Raw genomic sequence first — 24,144 nt, forward strand, 5'->3', positions numbered from 1 at the left:
ACGGACGGTTAAAGTTAACCTGTGTACACCAGTTTTGATATGGAACGATGGGTCTGTGAACGAGCCAAGAATCCGTCCCGCACAGATTTTGAACGGGATCGTGCCAGAGTGCTACATTCTTCGGCGTTACGTCGACTAGCAGCGAAAACGCAAGTGCTTGGTCCGGAGTCCAATGACTTTATTCGCAATAGGTTGACCCATTCGCTGGAAGTGGCGCAGATTGGGCGTTCGCTGGCGAAGAACCTGGGTGCAGATCAGGATGTGGTTGAAACGGCATGTCTAGCTCACGATATTGGGCATCCGCCGTTTGGGCATAATGGGGAGACGGTTCTTAACGATATCGCTGCCGATATTGGGGGCTTTGAGGGCAACGCCCAGACGCTGCGGGTGCTTACCCGTTTAGAGCCGAAACGTTTTCATCCGCAGGGGCGTTCCGTCGGATTAAATCTGACTCGCGCCACCATTGATGCCACGATCAAGTATCCGTGGGTTAATGGGAAGAATCCGGCGGGCCCTTCGGCAGCTAAATTCGGGGTGTATGACGAGGAACTAGATGCCTTTGACTGGGTGCGGGGCGATCGGCAGGGGACGTGCGTAGAAGCTCAGCTCATGGATTTATCGGATGATATTGCCTACTCGATTCACGATATTGAGGATGCGATTGTCCGTCGGAAATTCAACCCCGATGCTTTTGGGGTGCGCCACGAATCTGGAGTCGATGACGTTATCACGGCCACCTTGGGCTGGTATGGGGAGAAAGTGAGCGCCGAGGAGTTAGCGGCTGCGGCAAATCGGCTGTTTAGCATGCCTTCCTGGCCGCATTCCTATGCGGGGACGCTGCGAGATCTTGCCCGATTGAAGGATTTAACGTCAGATCTTATTGGGCGCTTTATTTCTGCGATCTGCCAGGCCACTCGGGAGAAATATGACCATGCCTTAACCCGCTATGCGGGCAATGTTGTTGTGCCAGCGCAAACTCGGGCTGAGATTATGTTCCTTAAAGGGATTGCGGTCTATTTTGTGATGGCTCCTCGGGAGAGCGACCAAGGTTATATTGAGCAGCGAACAATTCTGATGGATTTAGCTGATGTGATTGAAGAGTGCCCACAGGAGCGTCTTGAGCCGCATTTTGCTGATATGTGGGAACAAGCGCGGGATAATGACGCACGGTGGCGGGTTGTGGTCGATCAGTTGGCGTCATTGACGGATCAGTCAGCTCGGGAATGGCATTCGCGCTATTGCGGAATGTTACGCCACTAGAGGCATGGTCTGTGGTGTTTGTGATTGGCACGGTACAATAGCGCCGTGGCTGGGTTGATTGCACGGGCAAGTATTGATGAGGTGCGCGAACGCGCGCGGATTGAAGAAATCGTCGGTCAATATGTGTCTTTGCAAAGCGCCGGGGTTGCGTCTCTTAAGGGGCTGTGCCCATTCCACGACGAGAAAACGCCGTCTTTTAATGTGCGCCCTCAGGTGGGGCGATGGCACTGTTTTGGCTGTCAGGCTAACGGCGATGTGATTGAGTTTATTGAACGCATTGAGCACATTCCCTTTATTGAAGCAGTGGAGTTATTGGCCCAAAAAGTTGGGGTTGAGCTGAAATATGAAGAGGGAAGCCAGCGGCGAGAGTCACCGGCGGGCGTGAACCGCTCGCGGTTGGTGGATGCGCACCGTATTGCCGAAGAGTTTTATGTTGCCCAGTTACGTACCGACGAGGCTGAGCCAGCTCGGCAAATGCTGGCAGAGCGTGGTTTTGATGCGCAGGCTATCGCGCATTTTCGCGTCGGCTATTCTCCTGATAGTTGGGATGGTCTGTTAAAAGAGTTGCGGCGCAATAGCTTCACGGAGGCAGAGATTGCGGCGTCTGGGCTGGCTTCCCAGGGCGGGCGCGGGCTTTATGACCGATTTCGTGGTCGTGTAATGTGGCCGATACGTTCCATTACTGGCGATACCATCGGTTTTGGTGCGCGTAAGCTTTCTGGTGATGGCCCGAAGTATCTCAATACTCCTGAGACGGCGATTTATAAGAAATCCCAAGTGTTGTACGGGGTAGATCTGGCGAGAAAGGCAATCTCGCAGGATCGTCGGATCGTTATTGTGGAAGGCTATACCGACGTGATGGCCGCGCATTTAGCTGGTGTGCCGTATGCGGTGGCAACATGTGGTACGGCTTTTGGGGACGAGCATGCCAAGATTGTTCGTCGGTTGATTCGTGATGTTGCGAATCCGGCGGCTGGTCTGCAGTTTTCCTCGGGTGCAGTAATCGGCGGGGAGATTATTTTTACGTTCGACGGCGATGAGGCCGGGCAGAAAGCTGCGTTGAAAGCCTTTAGCGGAGATCAAAGCTTTGCAGCGCAGACGTTTATCGCGATTTCTCCGGGCGGATTGGATCCGTGCGAGGTGCGGATGACGTATGGCGATAAAGCGGTATGTGAGATGATTGAACGCCGCCAGCCGTTGTTCGCTTTTGTTATTCAGTCGCTACTTCGTGTTATTCCTTTGCATACTGCGGAGGGGCGCACGGCAGGCTTGCGGGCGGCTGCGCCGATTGTTGCAACGATTCGGGATCGGGTTCTGCGGGCGGAGTATATTCGCCAGTTGGCGGGTTGGTTGTCAATGGATGAGCGCCTGGTGGAGCAGACGGTGAAAACGGCTGGCCGCCCAGTGCAGATGTTAGAGCACGCTGATGGTTCGATAGTGGAGCGGGGCACGGATATGCCGTTGCCGCAGTTATCTGCGGTGAAGGATCCGGTGGCTCGCACGGAGCGGCTTGCGTTGGCGGCGATGTTGCAGCTTCCTGGTTTAGCTCGGGCGGCGAATGCGCAGGAGTTACCGGCGCGCAGTTTTACTGTTCCGATGCATCAGGCGATTCATGATGCGATTCGGGCTGCTGGTGGAGTTGTTATGTATGAGCGGCGCTATGAACAGCTACGTGATTCAGGTGTGCAGGATGCGGGGCAGCGTGCACAACAAGCTGGGCAGTGGTTTGTTGCACAGGTATTAGAGCAAGCTGACGGGGTGGTACATCAGGGGATTTCCCAACTAGCGATTGAGCCTTTGCCTCATTCGGGTGTGGAGGCACAGTGGCCGTTTGTTCGCGGGATTATGATGTCGTTGATTCGTCAGGGGATTACTCGTCAGATTGCCGATGTGCGTGGGCAGATGCAGCGCTCTGGTGCTGATTCGCCGGAGCAGGAGCGGTTGTTGGCGCGAATTATTGAGTTGGAAGCTCAGCGTCGGCGTTTTGATGAGGTTGATACGTAAAGACGGAGTGCGTCGCGGTGGCGCGCTGGCATGATGGGCTGGGATATTAACGCGGAAGGGACGTTAAACCGTAGCTGGCGCTGGCGCAGCAATGGGGTGGCGTGCGAGAGCAGTGAGCGCTGGTATGCCGCGAGAGGATAGCGGTTTATAGCAATATCGGGTAGCAAAACCTATGTGGCGGCACCGGCGCAGTATCCTGTTATCACTGCGCCGGTGCCGCCACGATGATTGTATTATTCGGCAGGTGTGTAGCGCTGTGCGAGGTCGCTGACTTTGGCGGTTAGCGCGCTGACATCGCTCTCTTGTGCGGCGCACATGCCCAGGAGGAACATCGTCATAGGGGCGCCAGGGCGGGAGGGGCCGTGAGCGATTGTTGAGACGAGGTTGAGTAATTCGTCTCGGTGGGTGCGGATCACGTCAATGGGAGCACCGATTTCTTCAGCAACTGCGGCAAGCCACGCATCCATGACAGCCATCTTCTTCTCTTCGTTAGACATAGCTTTCCTTCCGGTATGAACCAGTTAATAGCAGTGCTATTCACATGCCAGTTTACTGGGTCGAAACAGCTAGCGTGTCAGATGTGCAACGGCAGAGAAAATATATGTGTTGCACAGAAAAATAACGGCATATCTACATAGCAAAGGAAAATTCCACATGGGGGGGGGAAAAAAGAGAGAGAAGAGCTAAAACAGCGAGTGAGAAAGCTGCGGAGAGAGGACGGACGGCGGCGTAAGCGAGGAAGGAAAGAACCCTGCACTCAAAGATCCTGAAAACTTGCTCAGAGATCTCAAATCCCTGCTCGGAGATCGTTACAAATCCTGGAGGATCCGCCGTGAGGGCTATGCTCCGGTTGCCTCCTCAGGAGGCACGCTCGTTGGTGGAATGAGCGGAGGGGGAATCGGCGTGGTGTAGAGCGGAGCAGGCTGGATGATAGGTATATCGGAGTGAACCTCGGAGGCCTCGGGCTGCCCTGCCGGAGCTCCTGAGGTACGTGTTGAGCTGGCTGGGGGATAAGGCGCAGTGGCGTCCACCTGGTAGGGCGGGTAGCCGGTGTGCGAGGCGCTACCCCGTCCATCGGTATAGGACTGGTGTTCGTTAGCGTATCCGTCAGTATTAACCGAAGAGGCAGCGTGTGCCTCTAGTGCAGCGTCGATACGTGCCCGGCGTCGGGCAATAATCCGATCGTGGATATACGAAATCCCGACCGCCAATATATACAAGGCAATGAGGATAAAGGCTTGAATCGTCATTGGCCAGGGTGAGGGAAGAGGATTAGCGATAGCTGCGAAAACAAAACAGACAACAACCGCCCAACGCCATGCCCGCAGCATAGCCCGCCACGACAATATCCCAATGAAATTCAGGACGACGAGGACTTCAGGCAGTAATGCGGATAATCCAAAAGCAAGAACGAGCCGCATGTAGAAGGTGACGTAGGTCGTGGCGCGCAGGAAGTTCACGGCATTTTCTGGGGTGAACGATGCGAGGATTTCGACTGCTCGGGGGGCCATCATAATCCCGGAGGTGGCACCGGCAGCAAAGAGAAGGATACCGGCAAAGCCAAAGATGAGGACGTAGAGCTTCTCGCGTCGTTTGAGCCCTGGGAAGATAAAGGCGAAGAGCTGAATAACCCACCACGGGCTGGAAATGAGTACGCCAATCCAGATAGACAGTCGGAGTTTGAGATCGAAAGCTGCGCCGATGGTTTCAAAATTAAGGACTGCGGCATGGTCGGTTCGCTCAATCAGAGGAGTGGTAATCCACTTCATCGCCGGATCGTATAAAAACCATCCGGCGATGGCTCCGCAGAATATCCCAAATAAGCTCCATAGGATACGTTTACGCAGTTCCCTTAGGTGTGCGCGAATAGGCATGACACCTTCAGGATTACGGGAACGTTTCACGGCGGGAGATCTCTTTCCGAGTGCAGAATTATGCGTTTGTGTTGGGGGTTTCGTCAGTTGGATTGGGGGGCGTGGCAGGCTGATTCGGGTTAGTTCCGGCTGGGGTATTTCCTACCTCATATCCAGGGGCGGCTGCTGGGGGAGTCATGCCCGGCTGTGGATAGCCATAGGGGTAGCCGACCGGTTGCCCCGGAGCTGCGGCCGGCGGATACGCGCCAGGATTAGCGGCGGGCTGTGCAGTCGGCTGCGGGTAAGGATAGCCAGGTTGATATGCTCCAGTTCCCGGCGCTGGATAGGCGGGGGGTGGATAGCTTCCTGCGGTTGGCTGAGTTGGGGGAAGAGCTTTGTTTTCGTCCTCGCCTAGTTCTCGCATCTCTTTCTTAATGATTTTGGCAGACTGACCGAGGGAGCGGGCAATATCGGGCAGTTTGGCAGTACCAAAGAGGATAAGCAAGACGATAATAACGATGATAACGTGAACCGGTTTCATTGCGAGTCCTTTCGAAGCCAGAGCTAGGCTGGGTGTGTTGGCGCGGCAGTGGGAGGGATCGGCGGAGTTGCAGGCGGAGATTGTGATGGCGTGGCAGGCGAGCTTTGTGCTTGTTTCATCCACGCATCCATTTCCTCGCGAACGGCATTGCGAATCATCTGCCGAGGATCAAGCCCACTGAAATCCAGAGAGGACGTCAGATCGCTGAGCCCAGTAGCAGAGAGATCGGACCGAGTTTCTTCGCGTACTCGGGCAGAGAAACCTTTTGCCGCATTAATAGCTGATCGCAGGGTTCTCAGCCCTTGAATAATTGCTTCGGGACCAAGCACAATAATGCACACGATGAGAATGATGATGCATTCCCCACCTGAGATCCCAAAAAACTCCATAGCTTGATCCTACATATTTAGTGCAGTGCTCAGCCAGCGGGTAGGCAGTAAAATGAGGTGAGGACGGAAAATGTGCTCATGGGATAGATATTCGTTGGGCGTGTTTTGTTGCGTGAGTATCGCCGTGAGTTTCCGGTGCTTGTGATCTATCGCGTTATAAGAGAGTGGCAAGGGTGGTGATCGGGTAGTATCTGGCGGAACAGGAGCAGGAAATCGAACCGTGGATCAGGTGGTGAAAGATCAAATGTCTTGGCAGTCGCAGATGCCGCAACGCAGCGTCTTTGCATTTGGTATGTCTACTGCGCTACATGCGGTGAGCCGTTTCTTCGTAGAGCCACCGCAGGCTCACGTTATCGAGCGTTTTCGACGTGCGGATATGAGCCAGACGTATCCTGTTCGCACACAAGGTACTGAGGCAGCGCTAGCGCAATTAGCGTGTAGTGATGAGCCACTTGCGATTGTTGCAGCCGAGTACCGGCGCCTATGTAGTGGAACTCAGGTGTTGATGTTGACTCAACGCCAGTGGGCGCCCCAGTCCGGCGTTTTTCTACCGCAAGAACGACGTCGTGATTATGAAGCTGCCGGATATATCCCTTTGGGGATGCCTGGAATTCCACTCGATCATGTATCTGTCGAGCTCGGATTTTTGGCATACCTGTATGCGCGTGAGGCTCAGGAGAATCGGAGGAGCACGCCAAATGTATGCCAGCCTTTGGAGCAGCGTGGGGGCAACCCGCAAGCATCTGGGGATTATGCGCATCCGGTGAAACAGGATTATCTAAAACAAGATCCAGAGAATTCAGCACCTGCCCAGTGTGCGCCAGCTATTCGGCCTGCGGATGAATCTTGTGCCACCGAGCGACGAAGCCGTGAGCGATCAGATGAGCGAGATAATCAGGGCGCCTCGGGGAATGGAATACAAGAGAATACGTGCGAAGATAACTGCGAATCGTCGCGTCCAGTTAGCGCAGTATTGTACGAGTTTCGTCGTTGCCATGTGGAGAAATGGATTTACGATCAGCTTGAGCAACTGGCACGCGAGACGACAAGTACGACGTTCAAAGCGATGTGTCAGTTAGCGTTAGCGACATTGATGGCTGACGATAGTTCGAGTCGGTATTCTCCACGTGATTGCGCCAGTGCTGATAGCGCGAATGAGAGCTAATAGTTTGGCTAATGACGGTCAGGGGATTGGCTGATAAAGAGAATGGCGAATAACAGCCATCCGCTGGGATCTGTTTACTCAACACGGCCGTACAAGGTGCGAGTACTGAGAAAGATACACTGGCGAGGAAAAATGCCGATTGTTTCCGTGAATGAGCGGATACGAGGTTAACGAATAGCGCGTTGGGAAAAATACCGCGAGCGTAATACGGAATTGAACTGATTGAACTCATGCTCTGCTATGCGTTGACCCGCTACGGCGGTGCGCACTGTGCAGATAATATCCGCGTGTTATCTGGCAACAGAATGGAACCCTGAGGCTAAGGCGGGTAAGCAATAAGGTGCTAGCCGAGTGCATGCCCAAGCAGTTGGCTTCTTCGGTCTGCCCCCACAAAGGCAGGAGAGATTATTTTTTGCTCGCGCCTGTGAAAGCGTTTGACCCTAACGTAACCGAATAGTTTTTAATGAAAATACGGCATGTTGATAGGAGGGGAATGATGAGAGACGGATGGCTCGTGAAAGAGGTTGCACAGCTGTGCGGAGTGAGCGTTCGACTGCTCCATCATTGGGATCATGTAGGGCTCGTTTCACCCTCTGAGCGATTGCCAAACGGATACCGCTTGTACTCAAAGCAAGATATTAAGCGCATACAACAATCGCTGTTGTATCGAGAAACCGGCATGAGCCTAGAGAAGATCAAAGAGTTATTGGGCAGTTCGCACAGTGAAGAGAAACACCTGCGGATTCAGTTGGAACTTTTAGCGGAAACGTCTAGGCAGTTACAACAGAAAATCAACGCGGTTCGTCAGTTACTGGAGGAATGTGTGAAGGGTAGAACGTTAAGTGTTGAAGAAAAAGCGACACTCATGGGCAAAGAGTGGTTACCTGAATGGGAAGCCGAGGCTCAAGAAAAATGGGGTGAAACTTCTGACTGGAAAGAAACCCAAGCTAATCTAGCCAATCTGACGAATAATGACTGGCAATCTCATCGAGAACGCATGCAGAAAATCGAAGAGAAAATGAGTGAACTGTGCTCTGCCGGCATTTCTCCCGATGCGGATCAGTCCGTATCTGTGATTGAAGAATATCGAAAGCTCTGCTCCAAACATCATTTCGAGATTACGTATTCTAAGCATGTACTACTCGGGAAAATGTATGTGAACGATCCGCGGTTCACAGACTATTACGAGCAACGCGGCGCAGGTCTTGCGCAATGGGTATGTGAAGCGATTGAAGCAAATGCCCGAGCGCATGGGATCGATCCGAACCGTGCTGAATGGGAATAACGGTAGAGGCACGCGCACCTGGGAAATCGACCAAGATTTTCCTCTGACAGCCAGCAGGCCTTAGATTGTATGCTCAACGGTAGGAAACAAATTCGACGCACATAAGCGGATGGATTTAATGGAAAGCTCAAGGTGTTAGAGGCGATATGGGTGAGGAAGTAACCGCATTATTGCGCTGGATCCTTGCCCATGATCCACCTCGGCAGATCGTCTTATGTTGCCGGGAAACACCGACGGCATACTACGGGCCTGGCACTACCCTCGTAGTGTGGGATACCTGCCTCTATGAGGCCTCTATTGGTTTGCCTGCCCAGCTATGCGCGCTAGGCGTTGGGCATGTTGGCGTGGCGGAATGCCCACAGCATGATGAGCGCTGTCGAGAGCAGTTACTCGCATGGCAGTCGCTCACGCCCACGTGTGTCAGTAGTGCCAGCCCCGTTACCCGTGGAATACGACGTAAGCACGTCTCGCTTATCCTTGGCGAGATCACATTGCCTCGGCGGATGATACTGGGGTTGGGGCTGAGCGATCGCAGCCCTATTCCCATTCGAGCAGATGACGCCACGCGCACCTTGGCCGCTATCGACGTTCTGCGCGCTCGCGGCTTGATTCACAGTGGGCAGGCAATGGCTGCCCCCTTGGGTGCGGTTGATTTGCGTGCGCAGGGATGTAACGCCTGTGGGGTATGTGTGCAGGCATGCCCGCATGAGGCTTTGGAATTGCGTCATGACGCTACGGGTTCGCGCCTTGTTCATCATGCGAATAGATGCCGTGGGGAACGTCAGTGCCTCGTACTGTGCCCATTGCACGCCTTAAATGCGGATCATGCCTTGCCGCTATCGGACATGCTTCAACGGGAAAAACGTGTTCTTGCTCATCTTGAGACGGTTTCTTGTCAGCGCTGCGGGGCACGTCATCCGGCGTATGAGGGTGATCTGTGCCAGATATGTCAATTCCGTAGCGCACATCCCTTTGGTTCGATGTGGCCGCCTGCGTGAGGTAAACTGTCTGGGCAGGCATTTTTCGTTGAGGAATGTCATGCGTTAGCCCCCATAGCTCAGATGGTTAGAGCAGGGAACTCATAATTCTTGGGTCGCGGGTTCGAGTCCTGCTGGGGGCACAGCGGATAGCTTTGTTCACGCTGCTAGGCAGGCTCGTCATCTGGGGAAAGGCAGAGTATGGGTGCTTTCCAATCTGGTGAGGATAACGCTGAAGAAGGGTTCGCCTTTGAACCGTCATCCCACAATGCCTCGCAGGTCTCCGCTGCCTTGCCAGTATCTGAGGAAGAACGACGAGTTGCCGAAGAACAGCGGATTGCTCAGGAGCAACTGCGTGCTCAGAAACGAAAAATTCTTCTGTTCGGCCTCATTGCGGGGATTGTCTTGATGATCCTGGGATATTTTGCCGGCTCACATGTGCGATCAATGAAAGATAACAGCAATAGCTCTGCGCCCTATTCGGAGGTTTCCGCTGTTCGGGCAGCCGATGGAGATCAGTTATGTGACATAACAGTAGGGCATATATGTGAGCTGACGCTTGAAGCGAGCCATAGCGATAACCAATCTTTTTGCAGTGGTGCTGTGCTGTGGTCTGAGATTCCTGTGCAGTTAGCGTCGGTGATGGGGTAGCGATATGAAATTCCGGCGTTCGTCTTTGGTTCACCGCTCCTATCCTGAGATTTTGACGAAAGGGCGGGGTAAACCGGCAGCCGCGGCGAAAATTATGGAACTTGATCCGGTGCATCGTTACCAGGGGGCCTCGGTTGTAACCTTTGATTCTTCTGACGATCTAGTGTTGACTGCGGAGAAATCAGAGGATTTTTCTGGCTGGATTGCAGGGTGGGATGGCATTTTCGTGGTGCTGACGCAAGCTGAAAATCGTGAAAATATGCGGGAATATGCCTGGTCGGATTGCGAGAGCGCTTCTTGGGATGAAGAACTGCGTCGGCTCGATATTTCTTTCGTCGATCCAGATATGGCTCCGTTGTGTTTACGTGTTCATCCGGATACTGATCCTCGAATGGTGACGATGATCTACGAGCGTATTGAACGCTCCATTGTTTATATGATGACTACCGAGTTATCTACGGGCGCAGTGGCACGCGGATATGTGCGTCGTAATGCCGATGATTCGCTCTTTACCCAGATCATTGTCGATGGGTCGATGCATGCCAGCGATCAACTTGCTATAGATGTTCTTGATGCGCAGTTACGTGAGACTGTAGGCATTGATATGGATGAAGGAAGTGCTTTATGACCTATCGCGATATTCGCATTGTTGGTGATCCCGTACTGCGTACTCCCTGTGATCCGATTACGAAAGTGACGCCAGGGATTCGGCAGCTTGTGGCTGATTTGTTGGAGACTGTCGATGAGCCAGGGCGGGCCGGCTTGGCAGCGAACCAGATCGGGGTGTCGTATCGTGCCTTTTCCTGGAATATCGACGGGAAAAAGGGCTACATTCTCAATCCGGTTATCGTCGAGCTGTCAGAGGAGATACAAGACGGTGAGGAAGGGTGTTTATCCGTCCCGCAGTTATGGTTTCCGTGCCAACGTTCCTGGTATGCCCGTGCGGAGGGGATTGATCTAGCGGGTAATCCCGTGGTTGTTGAGGGTGAAGAGATTTGGGGGCGCTTAATCCAGCATGAGGTGGACCATCTAGATGGGCGCTTGTATATTGATCGTCTTGCTCGCTCGGAACGGAAGAAGGCGCTACAAGCGCTGAAGGGTCTGTGAAGTGCGGCAGGTGGAGGCGGTCGCTAATAGCTCGTAGGGGTCGCCGAAGCTATGACGATTAATACGAGTGTGGTACATTAGTTGTGCCTGACCTTGGTGGGTGTTACGGGGAATTTCACCCAAGAGGAGGTCATGGTGAGTACAAAATCCACTCGTGGAATTATTTTCATTCATTCCGTCCCTCCGGCGGTTCAACCGCATGTTGAATGGACGGTAACAAGCGTGCTCGGATATCGTGCGCACTTTGAGTGGACGAAACAGCCAGCCCTGCCGAATATGAATCGCGGCGAACTCTCATGGACGGGTGAAGCTGGAATTGGGGCCCAAATCGCCTCGGCATTAGGTGGTTGGGAACACCTGCGCTTTGAGATAACAGAAGAACCCACTGCGATGACGGAGGGTGGGCGTTGGTCGTGTACTCCCGGATTGGGAATCTTTTATGCGCAGACTGATCTATTAGGGAATGTGGTCGTACCAGAGAATCGAATTCGAGCAGCTATCGAGGATTCTCACGGTGATCCGCAGGAGCTGCGGCGATTGCTTGACGTGGCATTGGGCCAAGCGTGGGATGATGAGCTGGAAGTATTCCGTTACGCTGGGGCAGGTGCACCGGTACGGTGGTTGCATCGGGTGAGCTGAGGTGGTTCACCAGCGCTGGTCTAACGCATTGGTAGGCCCAAGGTGTACCCAAATGAGCGATATTTTCAGTGGTTGATTCTCTCGACTCTCGTCGTGTGGCGGCGTAGGATAACGCCATGAAAAGACAGCGTGGTTGTTATGTGTTTACCCTTATCGCTGTAGCAGCGCTCAGCTTATCTGCATGTAGCGATTCTTCTGAGATAAAGCAGGGAACATCTGCTCCATCATCAGAGTCGAGTTCTTCGCAGGCGGCTTCTTCGTCAGCTACTCCGTCGCCCTCGTCGGCACCATCGGCGGCAACTCCGTCTTCTGACGCGACACAGCAGGTATCTTCTTCGGCGGCGAATCCTTCAGCACCGGCGCAGCTAGCTCCAGATGAAAGCGTCATCACGAGAACCCTGGATGGCAAGCCGATTTGCACCCCAGAACAACTGCACATGCAGGTCGTTAATCCGCCGGGATCAGGAGCGGCGGGATCTATTCACTACCGTGTGGATGCTAAGAATATCTCTACGCAGGCATGTGCTATTCCGGCGTCCCCGGCTATGCAGTTTCGAGATGCGTCAGGGGCAATAGTGGGGTTCCCTCCTGAATGGGATGGGGGAAAGTCGGAAGATTTTGTTACCATCGAGCCGAATCACACAGCATCAGCGGATCTGAGCTGGGGTCAGGTTGGAGCTTATAGCGGATGTGGGGCGGTAACGGCTAAAACGGTGGATATGTACTTAGCGCAAAGTGGACGCAAGGTCAGTTCACAGTTTGATGCTGATGTGTGTTCGGCGTTCTCGAATACGACTATGAAACAGTTCCGCATTGACGCTGCGGGGTGAGTAAGAAAGATACTGACTATCTTAAGGGCGCGGGAACATAGTGAATAATTCCTGCGCGATGGGGTGCTCTGGTTGTGCGTGCAGAGCACCCTTTCTATTGTGAGCAGCCACGGCGTTGGTGGCGCGATGCTGGAGCAGAATGCCGATGAATGGGCTGCAAAAAGAGGGGCAATAGGGTTATAGGGCAGAATGTGCGGGTTTTGTATGGGGTTTTTGTTGTTGTGGTGCGGGAAAGTCGGGTTTTAATTGGTGGTGGTTACCTATGAGGTTGGGTGAAATGTATTGCGATTTTCCCGATTTTTCGTTGTGATAGCAGGGAAAATGGGTGTTATAGTTGGCGTGCTGCGAGGGCTTGACTGTCGATTACTTTACGTCGTTTAGTGTTTCGAGTAGTTCCTGGCCGCTATTCGCCATTGAAGAACCGCGCCAGATCATTCATCGCCTCGGCAATATCGCCGTCAGAGCTGAGGGGCTGTGCGGAAGTGCTCTCAGGTGATTCTGTGCCGCCAGTCGCGCTGCCAGATGGCGAATCGGATCGTGATTGCGGCGCATTGTGCTCAGAATGAGCCTCGGAATTATCGGCCTTTCGCGTGGCCGGTATTGGGTGAGATGAGATATTCGACGAGCTGGAAGTGCGAGAGGGGGAGGAAGGTAGCGAGCTAGAAGATAATGAGTCAGAGGGTAGCGAGCCAGGCAGTGTATTCTCGTTCAGCTCGTCAATATCGGCATATTCTTCTGGAACCTCAGTTTCAATCAAGCGGCATAGCTGTGCAACCGTGCGAAGCGCGCACATATCAGCATCGTTTATCGCAATATGTGCGATCTTTTCGCAGCCGACGCCTAATGCCCACACACTGAGTTGATCCAAACCAAGATCGTCATATAGATCAGCTGCCGGGATGATCTCATCGGCTGGAATCTCGGGAGCAAGCTCGGCAAGAACAACGCGAATTCTGGCGAGGGCAAGATCGTGAACAGAGGGCATGTTATTCCTGATGGTTTTCGTGTCGGGCAGTATATGGGCGAATCGGATAGGGTAGAGCTATGGCTTTTATCGATCTTATGCGTCAGGTTCTCAATACGGACGATCACAACTCTATCAGTGTTCGTCAGGCTGTAGAACTGCGTGATCGGTTAACTGAAGATCCTAACGATACGGCCGCTTTTGATGAGCTGGCAGTGCTTATTCGGCAGGCGCATGACATGCACCAAATGGCTGATCCGCTAATCGGGCAAAGCTCGCAAGGTGATGGCGTGCGGATGGACCTAGTCTTATGGGCCTTAGGTGAAGAAATTGGTGCTGATCCGAGGGCATGGTATCCGCTGATTCAGTTAGCCCGACTGTGTGAGGATACTGACGTGGATATGGCTCAGCGCTATTGCGAGATGGCGGCAGATCGAGAACCAACAGGGATTGCCCTCACTCATGGCATACGGCTTTTGCGCGAGTTAGGGCACAGTAACGCAGCCATTCAGTTAGGGCTTGGCCGCTGGAATCCGGTAGAACATTCTTCTGCGGTCGCGGTGGAACTTATTGATACGGCACTGTCAGCTCAGCGCCGACATGAAGCGGAGCACTACGTATCCCTGCTGGCAGATTCCGGTGCGCCAGCGCAGGTAATAGCGGAACTAAATAGGCGCATAGCCGCGTTCGGAGAGGAGAACGAAAATGGCAACCTTTATTGATATTCATCCAGATAACCCGCAGCCGCGTAATGTTATGAAAGTTGTGGATCGGATTCGTCAAGGAGAAGTCATTGCGCTGCCGACGGATTCGGGATATGCCATTGCATGTAGTTTGGCAAATAAGGCGGGGCTTGATCGGATTCGCGCAATCCGTCAGGTAGGGGAAAAACATCATTTCACCTTGTTGTGCCATGATTTCGCACAACTTGGGCAACTCGTCATCGTAGATAACCGGCATTTTCGGTTGGTTAAGGCCTTAACTCCGGGGCCGTACACGTTTATTTTGAAAGGGACGAAAGAAGTTCCGCGAATGACGTTGAACCCGAAGAAAGCAACGGTGGGTGTTCGTATTCCGCAACATAAAATTGCGCAGGCAATTGTCGGTGAATTAGGTGAACCATTGCTATGTTCAACTCTGATTCTGCCGGGCCACGATGAGCCACTGGCAGAGGGCTGGATCGTCAACGATGAAATTGGGCATCTCATTGATGTGGTAGTGGATGGCCCAGTGGGAACGGACGGGCCAACCACAGTGGTTGATCTATCCTCTGGTGAAGTGGAAATTGCCCGTGAGGGTGCTGGCGATCTATCAATGTTTGGAATCTAATGCTACGAGCACTGCTATTTGATCTAGATGGGACCCTCACTGATTCGGCGCCGATTATTACTCGCACTATTGCGGCGACGATGCGTGAGCTGGCTGGTGAGGATCGCCCGGCTGAGGAGTATATCCGCTTTGTAGGGCCGCCTTTGATGTCAACATTTACGACCTTAGGGGTGCCGAAAGACGATATTGAGCGATATATTGACGACTATCGGGCACGCTATGCGCAGATGTGTAAGGAGACGCAGGTATTCGCAGGTGTTGTCGAGCTGCTTAAGGAGGTCCGGGACGCTGGATATGCGACTGCGCTTGCCACATCAAAAGTGCAAGAAGTAGCACAGCGGATCTGTCAGGATCTCGGCTTGAGTCAATACCTTGATGTGATTCGCGGGGCGTCGAACGAAAAGGTCCATCAGAGTAAGGCCTACGTTGTTGCGGCAGCATTAGATGATCTCCATCGCCGTGGAGTAATAGACGCTGGGGCAGGCTCAGCAGTTGAGGCGCAGGACGTTCCGCAGCTTTTGGCAGGGGAATCGGTGCGCGAGGACGTGCTGATGGTGGGGGATCGTATCTTCGATATTCTGGGTGCTGGCGCGCACGGGATTCGGACGGTCCTCGTTACCTGGGGAGATCGCTGGCCCGAGGAAGAGGCCCAGGCTTGGAAGGTCGTGCATACCCCGCAGCAGTTACTGGATCTCGTAATGGGAGATCGGTAGGGATCTCCCCAGGGGAATCGGCTTACAGCTAGCTAGGATTCTGATCGGTAGTGTAGCGGGCCGGATAGCGCCCATATCATTGTGGTGATGGGCGCTATCCGGTCTGTTTTTCGTAGGCAGATACCGGCCGGTAGGCCTACGAAAAACAGGTGGTGTATGTGTTGCCGGAGCTGACGAAAGCTCCGGCAACACATACACCACCCGCTACATCCCGCGCGTAGGCTAATCGTCGCTATTATCAGCCCCAGAGAATTGGGATTGATACAGGTCGTAGTAGGCGCCGCCGCGCTTTAGGAGCTCTTCGTGCGTACCTTGTTCTACCACGTCACCGTCAACCATCACCATAATCAGATCCGCATCGCGAATCGTTGAGAGGCGGTGGGCGATCACAAAGGAGGTGCGTCCTTCGCGCAGCTCGTTCATTGCGCGTTGGACGAGCATTTCGGTGCGGGTATCAACTGATGAGGTTGCCTCGTCAAGGATGAGGATACTTGGATCAGATAGATACGCACGAGCGATGGTAAGGAGCTGCTTTTCGCCGGCTGAAATATTGCCGCCTTCGTCATCAATATGGGTCTGGTATCCGGCGGGCAACTGGCGAACCAGATGGTCAACCCCGGTGGCTTTTGCGGCGGCGACGATCTCTTCGTGGGTTGCGCCGTCCTTACCGAAAGCGATATTTTCTGCGATTGTGCCGTCAAACAGCCAGGTATCCTGGAGTACCATTCCGATCTGACCGCGCAGCGAATCAGTAGAGAACGTATTGACAGGTACTCCGTCAATCGTGATCGCTCCGGAATCAATCTCATAGAAACGCATCAGCAAATTAACAAGCGTCGTCTTTCCTGCTCCAGTCGGGCCGACGATAGCGATTTGCTGACCCTGCTGGACCGTCAAACTTAACCCGTTGATAATGGTACGCCCCGGATCGTAGCCGAAGTGGACGTTGTCGAAAACGATTGTGCCTTTGCGCTGTTCGGCTGGTACGAGCTCTTCATAGGTGGCGGTAGCGTCGGGTGCCATCTCTTCACTGTCAAGGAAATCGAAGATACGTTCGCCGGAGGCCGCACCTGATTGAAGCATTGACGCCATCGAGGCCAGAGTGGAGATTGGCTGATTGAGCTGGCGTGAATATTGGATAAAGGCTTGGATTCCACCGATCGTCATCCGCCCGCTGAGGACGAAAAGTGAACCGGCGATAGCGATAATAACGAAGCCAATATTTGCCACGAACCCCATTGTCGGCTGGGCAAGCTGAGAGATGAACTGCCCTTTATATCCTGCCTCATAGAGCTTGTAGTTGGCCTCATCGAACACCTCAGTGAACTCATCTTCTAAACCGTAGGCGGTGACCACATCGAGCCCGGTGAAGGACTCTTCAACGATGGCGGATACGTCACCCGTGAGCTTCCACTGTGCCCTAAAATGCGGGCGAGCTTTCTTTAAGATCACCAGGAGAGCCGCAATGCCGAAAGGCAGCACTGCCAACATCATCGCTGTGAGCAGCGCAGAGATCCATATCATCAAGGCGATAATGCCAATGAGGCTGTAGATTGAATGGATCACCTGATTTAGGGTCTGCATCAGAGTTTGGGTGATGTTATCAATATCGTTGGTCACGCGCGAGAGCAGATCGCCGCGCTGTTGCTTATCAATCCATGACAGCGGCATGCGGTCAATCTTCGCCTGTGCCGATTTGCGCAGACGATAGCCCAAATTTTGGACCACTTGGCGGATGAAGATTCCAGCGGTGAAATTTGTGACGGCAGAGATCGCATACAAGATGACGATGAGAAGCAAAATTTTGCCTAGGCGAGAGAAAACGACACCGCCATGCTGAATCCCATCAATAATCACATTCGTGGCATCGCCGAGGAGTTTCGGTGCGAATACCGAGCTGGCTACGGCAAAGAGCATGAGGATTACGGCTGCGAGGATACGCCGCCACTCGGGCTTGAGTAGGCGGGCAAGGCGCTTAAGCGCACCTTTGGTATCGCGAGCTGAATTCTGGGTTGGGTCTGCTGGCCTCATCGTGCTTCCTCCTCACTGAGCTGGGAGGAAACGATCTCTTGATATGTCTGGCAGGTATCCATAAGTTCGTTGTGGGTGCCTGAACCGATAATCTGCCCAGCTTCGAGAACGTGTATCTCGTCGGCATAGCGAATTGTGGAGACTCGCTGAGCGATAATCAGGATCGCAATATCCCCAATATATTCATGTAAGGCAGCGCGCAGGCGGGCGTCCGTTGCGTAATCGAGTGCGGAGAAAGAATCGTCAAAAATAATCAGATCCGCTCCGTGCCTACCGCCGTCATCCGGCAGGCAACGATAGATAGCTCGGGCAATCGTGAGGCGTTGACGCTGACCACCAGAGAAGTTTTTACCTCCGGATTCAACGCGAGTGTCAATATCTTCGGCATGATCGGAGACGAAATCCCATGCTTGGGCTGCTTTCAACGCAGTTTCAACGCGTTCGCGATCCACTGGGGTATCGGGGGAGACGACGCCGGCAACATTAGACGCTACCGTCCCAGAAAAGAGGAATGCTTTTTGGGGCACGACGGCGATACGGCGGCGAAGATCGGTGAGATCACAGTCAGTGACGGGAATATCCCCAGCGCGTACCTGACCACTGGTGGCATCAATAAGGCGAGGAAAGAGGCGTACAATTGAGGATTTTCCGGATCCAGTTGAACCAATGATTGCGCAGACTTTTCTCGGGCTTAGGGTCATTGAGATGTGGGAGAGTACCGGGCGTTCAGCTCCTGGGTATTGTAGCCCTACGTCATCTAAGGTGAAGCTCAGCGGTTCAGCAGGCAACATGCGGGGAGAATCTGGCCCTTTAATTGAAGGGCGGGTGTTGAGGATTTCGTCGATTCGCGTTGCGGAAACCTCGCCGCGGGGGAAGAGCATAACCATCATGCCCGACATCATCACCGACATCATAATCATCATTAGATAGCTGATATATGCCGTCAGGGTGCCCACCTGCATGTGACCAGAATCGATGCGCACCCCGCCAAACCAGACGACGGCAGCCGAGGAGATTCCGATAACGAGGAAAGCCGCTGGCATAAGAAATGCCCACAGGAAACCGATCTGAAGCCAGATTGAGCGTAGCCGATGGTTGGCGTCGGTGAACTTATCTTCTTCAGTTTTCTGCCGGACGAAAGCGCGGATCACGCGAACGCCGGTGAGTTGTTCGCGGAGTAAGGTGTTGATTCGGTCGATACGGGTTTGCTGAGTCTTGTAACGAGGGGATAGGGCCCGCATGACGAAGAAAATAAGAAGCCCTAATACTGGCACGATGACAACAAGAAGTAAGGAAAGTACTGCATCTTGTTGAATAGCCATAAACACTCCGCCAAATCCCATCAGCGGCGACATCACCATGACGGTGAAGGTCAAAAGAATCACCATTTGTACTTGGCTGACGTCATTTGTGGTGCGAGTAATTAGCGTCGGTGCGCCAAAAGTGTGCTGATCGGTTGCGGAGAAGGACTGAACATGGCGGAACGTCCGAGCGCGTAGCTCCCTACCAAGCCGCATGGCTGTTTTTGAACCGAGATAGATTGCTCCAGCCATGGCTGCGATCTGGAGGCACGCAAAGACCAACATGATGCTGCCATAGCGCCAAATCAGCGGAATATCGTTGCCGAGAATACCTTGATCGATAATTTTTGCATTGAGTGCCGGAAGCACCAGGGAAAGTAGAACCTGGAATGCTTGTAGGACCATAATCGCAAAGAATGCCGCCTTGTGGCGTTTAAGGTAATCCCAGCCGATTCGAAATAGATGCACAGTGCTCCTTTATCTTCTGCGTGCCCGTGATATTGCCGGTGACGAGGAGAGCTTGGCTCGAACGGGAAAAGATGAGTTGTGAGCCTGCACTGCGACGCATCTGCTGTAGGGCACTAGATCCACTATTCGCCTCTTGGGTCAGCAAGTCAAAGGTGGAGCGGGTTAGATTTCCCACGGCTGCTATACGCTACGTATTCAGACTGTACAATTCTCTAATTAATAATAGATATTGCGCCTATAGCGATGGGTAACCGCGTGCCTACAAAATTGTGAAGAGGAGGAGTGATGTCTAATCTGCGTTGGGGGTTCGGCCTCATACTCGCTGTAATATGGACGGTCGCGATGATCGCGGCCTGGTACTCCACCCATATTCTCGACGGAATTCGCCAGTCTGATTTCCGATTCCTGCTCCTGATCCCAGCGCTGATTGTGCTTTACGTATGTTCTGGAGTTGCGAAGAAAACTAATCATCTCGTGCTTCTCATCGCAGCATTGGGTTTTATCCTCTGCCTCTATGCTCAGAATCCTCAGCTTCGCGCAATCTCCGCCCACGAATCGCTAAGTGCTGCTGGGTGGGTAAAACTCTGGGCGCTGATTGTGCTGTGTTACTGCTCGATGCTTCTCATGGTGCGTCAGGGCAAAGCCTATAGTAAGCAAAGGAAAGAGCTATAGGGTTCACGTCTGAATTCAATAAGACGGCGGCTATTGTCTGGGCAATAGATAGTGAAGAGAGTTCGCCGAAGAAAAAATAGGGATCAAGAGACGTAAGCCAAATATGGTCTGTGGGGCTGAGAATCATCAGGATTCTCAGCCCCACAGACCATTACTATGCAGTTAGCGCACTGTCATAACCGCGTTATAACACGGTAACGTGAGCTTAGACGGCTGGCTCGTTCGGGTTGGCCGTGCCGGATTCCCCAGCTTCTGGGTTGAGCAGCTCGTAGCGTCGGATGGCTTCGGCAACCACATGCCGACCAATCTCGCCTCGATCAGCGAGTGCCTGCAAAGCGCGAACCACCATAGAGGCAGCGTCAATGCGGAAATGGCGGCGGGCGGCTGCACGAGTATCAGCAATGCCGAAACCGTTAGCTCCAAGCACGTAATAATCCGAGGGAATCCACGGGCGGATCGAATCTTGCACCTGCTTTTCAAAATCAGAGGTGGCGATAATCGGACCAGCTTCATTCTTTAGCTTTGCTGTCACGTAGGCTTCGCGCGGTGCAGCTTCCGGATTGAGGAAGTTGTATTCATCTACTTCCATCCCGTCGCGGCGCAGCTCGTACCATGAGGTCACAGACCATACGCCAGCGGCAACGCCCCAATCCTCACGCAGCATCTGGCGAGCCTCACGCGCCCACGGCACGCCTACGCCCGAAGCCAAAAGCTGAACCGTCGGCCCCTCGCCTTCTGGGGATTCGACGCGGTAGATACCCTTGAGAATTCCCTCAACATCGACGTTCTCCGGCTCGGCTGGCTGATGGATCGGCTCATTGTAGACGGTGATGTAGTACATGACGTTCTGATCGCGACCATCTGAACCGTCGCCGTACATCCGCACGATACCGTCGCGCACAATATGGCGAATCTCGTAGGCATACGCTGGATCGTATTGGACAACAGCGGGATTGGTTGAAGCAATCACATGGCTATGCCCATCCATGTGCTGCAGACCCTCGCCGGTTAGCGTCGTGCGCCCTGCAGTAGCGCCCATAATGAATCCGCGGGCCATCTGATCGGCAGCATGCCAGAACTGATCGCCAGTGCGCTGGAAGCCGAACATAGAGTAGAAAATATACACCGGAACCATTGGCAAACCGTGGGTGGCGTAGGAGGTGCCAACCGCAGTAAAGGCTGCATTAGAGCCTGCTTCGGTGATGCCGGTGTGCATGATCTGCCCCTTTTCGGATTCCTTGTAGCTCAGTAGGAGATCCGAATCCACGGCCGTGTAGTGCTGGCCATGCACATTGAAGATTTTTGCCGTGGGGAAGATTGCGTCCAGGCCGAAGGTTCGGGCTTCATCGGGGATGATGGGCACGATACGATACCCGAAGTTCTTATCTCGGATGAGATCCTTAAGCAGACGGACGAAAGCCATCGTGGTGGCCACCTTCTGCTTTCCGGAGCCGCCTTTGAGCACATCCCAATGTTTCTCATCTGGCATATCGACGCCATTGACGACGACGCGGCGTTCTGGCAGGTAGCCGCCCAGCTTGCGACGGCGCTCATGCATGTATTCCAATGCCGGATGGTCAGGAGCGGGCTTGAAATATGGTGCATGGTAGGGATCGTCAAGCTGGCTATCGTCGATATCTAGATGCAGGGTATCGCGCAACAACTTCAGATCGTCGGCGTTGAGCTTCTTCATCTGGTGCGTCGAATTGCGCCCAGCGAAGTTTGAGCCGAGTGCGTAGCCCTTGATCGTGTGCGCTAGCACAACGGTTGGTTGATCCTTGTGTTCAACTGCGGCCTTGTAGGCGGCATAGACCTTGCGGTAATCGTGACCGCCGCGCTTGAGGCTCCAAATCTTTTCGTCGGACCAATCAGCAACCAATGCCTTAGTGCGTGGATCGCGCCCGAAGAAATGCTCGCGAACGTAGGCGCCATCATTTGCTTTGAAGGTCTGGTAGTCGCCATCGAGCGTCTCGTTCATGATATTGACGAGGGCACGATCCTTATCGGCTGCGAGCAGTTCGTCCCACTCGCGCCCCCAGATTACCTTGATGACGTTCCAGCCAGCGCCCTTGAAAGAGGCTTCGAGTTCCTGAATGATCTTGCCGTTGCCGCGCACCGGACCATCAAGGCGCTGCAGGTTACAATTCACAACAAAGGTGAGGTTGTCGAGGTTCTGGCTGGCAGCGAAGTGGAGCAAACCGCGAGATTCAACTTCATCCATCTCGCCGTCACCCATGAAGGCCCACACATGCTGCTGGGTGGTATCTTTCAGGCCGCGTTCGTTGAGATAGCGGTTGTACCAGGCTTGGTAGATGGCTGAGATCGGCCCAAGACCAAGCGAAACCGTCGGGAACTCCCAAAAATCTTGCATTTGCCGAGGGTGCGGATACGATGGCAGACCGCGCCCACCAGAGCGGCGGGAAGCCTGCTGCCGGAAGGAATCGAGATCGTCTTCCGTCAGGCGCCCTTCGAGGAATGCGCGGGCGTAGTTACCAGGGGAGGAGTGACCTTGGAAGAGGACTTGATCGCCGCCTCCAGGGGAATTCTTGCCGCGGAAGAAATGATTAAAGCCCACTTCGTACAGGGTTGCTTGAGCGGCGTATGACGAAATGTGACCGCCAACGGCAACATCTGGATTTTGCTGACGGGTAACCATAACGGCTGCGTTCCAGCGAGTCCAGCGGCGGAATTCGCGTTCTAGTTTTTCATCACCAGGATAGAACGGCTCGTCATCCACGCCAATAGTGTTGACGAAGGGGGTGACGATATTCGGGGGAATGGAGATACCGCGCCGACGGGCATGGTTTTGCATTGCGGTCAGCAGGTATCGGGTGCGCGGGCCGCCTTGGTTCTCGATTAATGCTTCAACGGAATCAATCCATTCTTGAGTCTCTTCCGGGTCAATATCTGGGACCTGGCTCAGCAGACCGTTGATGAGCGGGCGGATAGGCTGTTGACTCACGTGTAACTCCTCTACTTGATGCGCGGCTGTGTGGGTACATCTGCCTGCTGCGCGATGTGGTAGCGGGTAGACGCCCTTTAACGCTAGTTCTAATGTACCGTTTCTCTTTGGCTATCCCTACCGAGTCACTGGATTTACAATGGGAGAACTCTCACGATTTTTCTCTACGTTAAAATAATTGCGGATGGTCGGTGGGCGTGTTAGACATGGGCTTCTGACCTCGCATGTTAAAAACTGTGGGTCTGGTGTGCTGGGCTTTCGGCAGGTGCTACCGGCTATGAGCTCGTTCCCAGGCTCACCGGATCAACGGTAAAGACGTATAGATAGAGCAAAATTCAATCGTTATGATCCGTGTATCATCCTGCATCTTGGGCTGTAGGGCTTTAGAATGTGAATCGTTGGCATACCGCACGCGAAAGGCAGAACACAGTGTCCGGGGTTTCCGGTAAGGAATTTGGGTTTCAATCTGGGCAGATTGTCCAAGAGTTTGGTTATGACGACGATGTGGACTTCGATGTGCGTGAAGCTATCGAACACGTGCTAGGGGAGCCGCTCGTTGATGAAGATTTCGATGCTGCAATCGACGGGGTTATCGCATGGTGGCGCGCTGACGATGGTGACACCGATGATCTCACGGATTATCTTGTGGACTGCTCATCTGGTCTAGCAGACGAAAACTCGGTGATCTGGCTATTCGTTCCGGCTCGCCATCAGGCACACGCTGTTCCAATGGAAGATGTCAACGAAGCTGCTGATACGGCAGGTCTATCAGTGACCTCAACACGATCCTTGCCGAGCGGATGGACGGCATTTCGCGTCGTCACCCACGGGCGATCATATTAATAGCGCTAAATCATAGTGATAGCGCGTAATATCGCCGATAATTCTGTGTGATAACGCAGTGAATCCACTCAATTACATCCCGTAATTAATAACTCGGCTAATACCTCGCCGCGCCCCTCGGCTACTTTGGATAATGCTCGGTGCGCAGTGAGAGCTTTAC

23 protein-coding genes and 1 tRNA gene are annotated in these 24,144 nt (G+C 53.5%); 16 read left to right on the forward strand and 8 right to left on the reverse strand.

The window, feature by feature from the left end; genetic code table 11:
• Positions 1–21 precede the first annotated feature (21 nt).
• Positions 22–1,260, forward strand: a complete 1,239-nt coding sequence (locus ACLHIL_RS01715; protein ID WP_411296193.1) for a deoxyguanosinetriphosphate triphosphohydrolase — start codon at positions 22–24, stop codon at positions 1,258–1,260.
• 45 nt (positions 1,261–1,305) lie between these two features.
• A complete protein-coding gene (gene dnaG / locus ACLHIL_RS01720) occupies positions 1,306–3,264 on the forward strand; it encodes a DNA primase (RefSeq protein WP_411296194.1) in 1,959 nt (652 codons plus the stop codon).
• A 233-nt stretch (positions 3,265–3,497) separates the two neighbouring features.
• Here dnaG and ACLHIL_RS01725 read toward each other — a convergent pair whose 3' ends face one another.
• From ACLHIL_RS01725 to ACLHIL_RS01740, 4 genes are all read right to left on the reverse strand, one after another.
• Positions 3,498–3,761: a DUF6457 domain-containing protein gene (locus ACLHIL_RS01725; RefSeq protein ID WP_411296196.1), complete on the reverse strand. Its 264-nt coding sequence runs from the start codon at positions 3,759–3,761 to the stop codon at positions 3,498–3,500.
• 342 nt (positions 3,762–4,103) lie between these two features.
• A complete protein-coding gene (gene tatC, locus ACLHIL_RS01730; protein ID WP_411296267.1) occupies positions 4,104–5,138 on the reverse strand; it encodes a twin-arginine translocase subunit TatC in 1,035 nt (344 codons plus the stop codon).
• Positions 5,139–5,196: 58 nt separating this feature from the next.
• Positions 5,197–5,658, reverse strand: a complete 462-nt coding sequence (locus tag ACLHIL_RS01735; RefSeq protein WP_411296197.1) for a twin-arginine translocase TatA/TatE family subunit — start codon at positions 5,656–5,658, stop codon at positions 5,197–5,199.
• A 23-nt stretch (positions 5,659–5,681) separates the two neighbouring features.
• The gene (locus tag ACLHIL_RS01740) at positions 5,682–6,047 is read right to left on the reverse strand and encodes a translocase (RefSeq protein ID WP_411296198.1); all 366 of its coding nucleotides are present in this window, start codon (positions 6,045–6,047) and stop codon (positions 5,682–5,684) included.
• A 220-nt stretch (positions 6,048–6,267) separates the two neighbouring features.
• Here ACLHIL_RS01740 and ACLHIL_RS01745 point away from each other — a divergent pair, with 220 nt between their 5' ends.
• The 9 genes from ACLHIL_RS01745 (at position 6,268) to ACLHIL_RS01785 (ending at position 12,701) form a co-directional block, all read left to right on the forward strand.
• The gene (locus ACLHIL_RS01745) at positions 6,268–7,212 is read left to right on the forward strand and encodes a hypothetical protein (RefSeq protein ID WP_411296199.1); all 945 of its coding nucleotides are present in this window, start codon (positions 6,268–6,270) and stop codon (positions 7,210–7,212) included.
• A 514-nt stretch (positions 7,213–7,726) separates the two neighbouring features.
• Positions 7,727–8,497, forward strand: a complete 771-nt coding sequence (locus ACLHIL_RS01750) for a MerR family transcriptional regulator (protein WP_411296200.1) — start codon at positions 7,727–7,729, stop codon at positions 8,495–8,497.
• A gap of 146 nt (positions 8,498–8,643) precedes the next feature.
• Positions 8,644–9,495: a 4Fe-4S dicluster domain-containing protein gene (locus ACLHIL_RS01755; RefSeq protein ID WP_411296202.1), complete on the forward strand. Its 852-nt coding sequence runs from the start codon at positions 8,644–8,646 to the stop codon at positions 9,493–9,495.
• Positions 9,496–9,543: 48 nt separating this feature from the next.
• Positions 9,544–9,617: transfer RNA gene (locus ACLHIL_RS01760), tRNA-Ile, on the forward strand.
• A 58-nt stretch (positions 9,618–9,675) separates the two neighbouring features.
• The gene (locus tag ACLHIL_RS01765) at positions 9,676–10,125 is read left to right on the forward strand and encodes a hypothetical protein (protein WP_411296204.1); all 450 of its coding nucleotides are present in this window, start codon (positions 9,676–9,678) and stop codon (positions 10,123–10,125) included.
• A 4-nt stretch (positions 10,126–10,129) separates the two neighbouring features.
• Positions 10,130–10,753, forward strand: a complete 624-nt coding sequence (locus tag ACLHIL_RS01770) for a hypothetical protein (protein ID WP_411296206.1) — start codon at positions 10,130–10,132, stop codon at positions 10,751–10,753.
• Complete coding sequence (gene def / locus ACLHIL_RS01775; protein ID WP_411296208.1) at positions 10,750–11,232, forward strand: peptide deformylase; 483 nt, start codon at positions 10,750–10,752, stop codon at positions 11,230–11,232. The genes ACLHIL_RS01770 and def overlap by 4 nt, the downstream gene beginning before the upstream one ends.
• A gap of 132 nt (positions 11,233–11,364) precedes the next feature.
• Positions 11,365–11,871 carry a DUF3145 domain-containing protein gene (locus tag ACLHIL_RS01780; protein WP_411296209.1) on the forward strand — a complete coding sequence of 169 codons (507 nt, stop codon included), beginning with the start codon at positions 11,365–11,367 and terminating at the stop codon, positions 11,869–11,871.
• Between the two features lie 116 nt (positions 11,872–11,987).
• The gene (locus tag ACLHIL_RS01785; protein WP_411296211.1) at positions 11,988–12,701 is read left to right on the forward strand and encodes a DUF4232 domain-containing protein; all 714 of its coding nucleotides are present in this window, start codon (positions 11,988–11,990) and stop codon (positions 12,699–12,701) included.
• Between the two features lie 403 nt (positions 12,702–13,104).
• Here the strand turns inward: ACLHIL_RS01785 and ACLHIL_RS01790 are convergent, their stop codons facing one another.
• Positions 13,105–13,686 (reverse strand): acyl carrier protein, encoded by a 582-nt coding sequence (locus ACLHIL_RS01790; protein ID WP_411296212.1) that lies wholly within the window; start codon positions 13,684–13,686, stop codon positions 13,105–13,107.
• A gap of 59 nt (positions 13,687–13,745) precedes the next feature.
• Between ACLHIL_RS01790 and ACLHIL_RS01795 the strand changes: the two genes are divergently transcribed.
• Genes ACLHIL_RS01795 through ACLHIL_RS01805 form a run of 3 tightly spaced genes read left to right on the forward strand, consistent with a single transcriptional unit; the run spans position 13,746 to position 15,707 of the window.
• A complete protein-coding gene (locus tag ACLHIL_RS01795) occupies positions 13,746–14,387 on the forward strand; it encodes a hypothetical protein (protein ID WP_411296213.1) in 642 nt (213 codons plus the stop codon).
• Positions 14,371–14,994 (forward strand): L-threonylcarbamoyladenylate synthase, encoded by a 624-nt coding sequence (locus ACLHIL_RS01800; RefSeq protein ID WP_411296214.1) that lies wholly within the window; start codon positions 14,371–14,373, stop codon positions 14,992–14,994. The genes ACLHIL_RS01795 and ACLHIL_RS01800 overlap by 17 nt, the downstream gene beginning before the upstream one ends.
• Complete coding sequence (locus tag ACLHIL_RS01805) at positions 14,994–15,707, forward strand: HAD hydrolase-like protein (protein WP_411296216.1); 714 nt, start codon at positions 14,994–14,996, stop codon at positions 15,705–15,707. The genes ACLHIL_RS01800 and ACLHIL_RS01805 overlap by 1 nt, the downstream gene beginning before the upstream one ends.
• A gap of 222 nt (positions 15,708–15,929) precedes the next feature.
• Here ACLHIL_RS01805 and ACLHIL_RS01810 read toward each other — a convergent pair whose 3' ends face one another.
• Positions 15,930–17,738 (reverse strand): ABC transporter ATP-binding protein, encoded by a 1,809-nt coding sequence (locus ACLHIL_RS01810; protein ID WP_411296218.1) that lies wholly within the window; start codon positions 17,736–17,738, stop codon positions 15,930–15,932.
• Complete coding sequence (locus tag ACLHIL_RS01815) at positions 17,735–19,507, reverse strand: ABC transporter ATP-binding protein (protein ID WP_411296220.1); 1,773 nt, start codon at positions 19,505–19,507, stop codon at positions 17,735–17,737. Before ACLHIL_RS01815 ends, ACLHIL_RS01810 begins: the two co-directional genes overlap by 4 nt.
• Positions 19,508–19,792: 285 nt before the next feature.
• Here ACLHIL_RS01815 and ACLHIL_RS01820 point away from each other — a divergent pair, with 285 nt between their 5' ends.
• Positions 19,793–20,179 carry a hypothetical protein gene (locus ACLHIL_RS01820; protein ID WP_411296221.1) on the forward strand — a complete coding sequence of 129 codons (387 nt, stop codon included), beginning with the start codon at positions 19,793–19,795 and terminating at the stop codon, positions 20,177–20,179.
• A gap of 205 nt (positions 20,180–20,384) precedes the next feature.
• Here ACLHIL_RS01820 and aceE read toward each other — a convergent pair whose 3' ends face one another.
• On the reverse strand, positions 20,385–23,141 hold the full coding sequence (gene aceE / locus ACLHIL_RS01825; RefSeq protein WP_411296222.1) for a pyruvate dehydrogenase (acetyl-transferring), homodimeric type: 2,757 nt from the start codon (positions 23,139–23,141) through the stop codon (positions 20,385–20,387).
• Between the two features lie 429 nt (positions 23,142–23,570).
• Between aceE and ACLHIL_RS01830 the strand changes: the two genes are divergently transcribed.
• A complete protein-coding gene (locus tag ACLHIL_RS01830; RefSeq protein ID WP_411296223.1) occupies positions 23,571–23,984 on the forward strand; it encodes a DUF3052 family protein in 414 nt (137 codons plus the stop codon).
• Positions 23,985–24,144 lie beyond the last annotated feature (160 nt).

Origin of the sequence: Trueperella sp. LYQ143 (genome assembly GCF_046599595.1) — a bacterium.
Taxonomy (GTDB): Bacteria; Actinomycetota; Actinomycetes; order Actinomycetales; family Actinomycetaceae; genus Trueperella.

Excerpts from the sequence above, each read along its gene's own strand:
- ACLHIL_RS01725 (WP_411296196.1), bottom strand. The coding sequence starts at position 3,761 with ATGTCTAACGAAGAGAAGAAGATGGCTGTCATGGATGCGTGGCTTGCC.
- tatC (WP_411296267.1), bottom strand. The coding sequence starts at position 5,138 with ATGCCTATTCGCGCACACCTAAGGGAACTGCGTAAACGTATCCTATGG.
- ACLHIL_RS01735 (WP_411296197.1), bottom strand. The coding sequence starts at position 5,658 with ATGAAACCGGTTCACGTTATCATCGTTATTATCGTCTTGCTTATCCTC.
- ACLHIL_RS01740 (WP_411296198.1), bottom strand. The coding sequence starts at position 6,047 with ATGGAGTTTTTTGGGATCTCAGGTGGGGAATGCATCATCATTCTCATC.
- ACLHIL_RS01755 (WP_411296202.1), top strand. The coding sequence starts at position 8,644 with ATGGGTGAGGAAGTAACCGCATTATTGCGCTGGATCCTTGCCCATGAT.
- ACLHIL_RS01765 (WP_411296204.1), top strand. The coding sequence starts at position 9,676 with ATGGGTGCTTTCCAATCTGGTGAGGATAACGCTGAAGAAGGGTTCGCC.
- ACLHIL_RS01770 (WP_411296206.1), top strand. The coding sequence starts at position 10,130 with ATGAAATTCCGGCGTTCGTCTTTGGTTCACCGCTCCTATCCTGAGATT.
- def (WP_411296208.1), top strand. The coding sequence starts at position 10,750 with ATGACCTATCGCGATATTCGCATTGTTGGTGATCCCGTACTGCGTACT.
- ACLHIL_RS01780 (WP_411296209.1), top strand. The coding sequence starts at position 11,365 with ATGGTGAGTACAAAATCCACTCGTGGAATTATTTTCATTCATTCCGTC.
- ACLHIL_RS01785 (WP_411296211.1), top strand. The coding sequence starts at position 11,988 with ATGAAAAGACAGCGTGGTTGTTATGTGTTTACCCTTATCGCTGTAGCA.
- ACLHIL_RS01790 (WP_411296212.1), bottom strand. The coding sequence starts at position 13,686 with ATGCCCTCTGTTCACGATCTTGCCCTCGCCAGAATTCGCGTTGTTCTT.
- ACLHIL_RS01795 (WP_411296213.1), top strand. The coding sequence starts at position 13,746 with ATGGCTTTTATCGATCTTATGCGTCAGGTTCTCAATACGGACGATCAC.
- ACLHIL_RS01800 (WP_411296214.1), top strand. The coding sequence starts at position 14,371 with ATGGCAACCTTTATTGATATTCATCCAGATAACCCGCAGCCGCGTAAT.
- ACLHIL_RS01805 (WP_411296216.1), top strand. The coding sequence starts at position 14,994 with ATGCTACGAGCACTGCTATTTGATCTAGATGGGACCCTCACTGATTCG.
- ACLHIL_RS01810 (WP_411296218.1), bottom strand. The coding sequence starts at position 17,738 with ATGAGGCCAGCAGACCCAACCCAGAATTCAGCTCGCGATACCAAAGGT.
- ACLHIL_RS01820 (WP_411296221.1), top strand. The coding sequence starts at position 19,793 with ATGTCTAATCTGCGTTGGGGGTTCGGCCTCATACTCGCTGTAATATGG.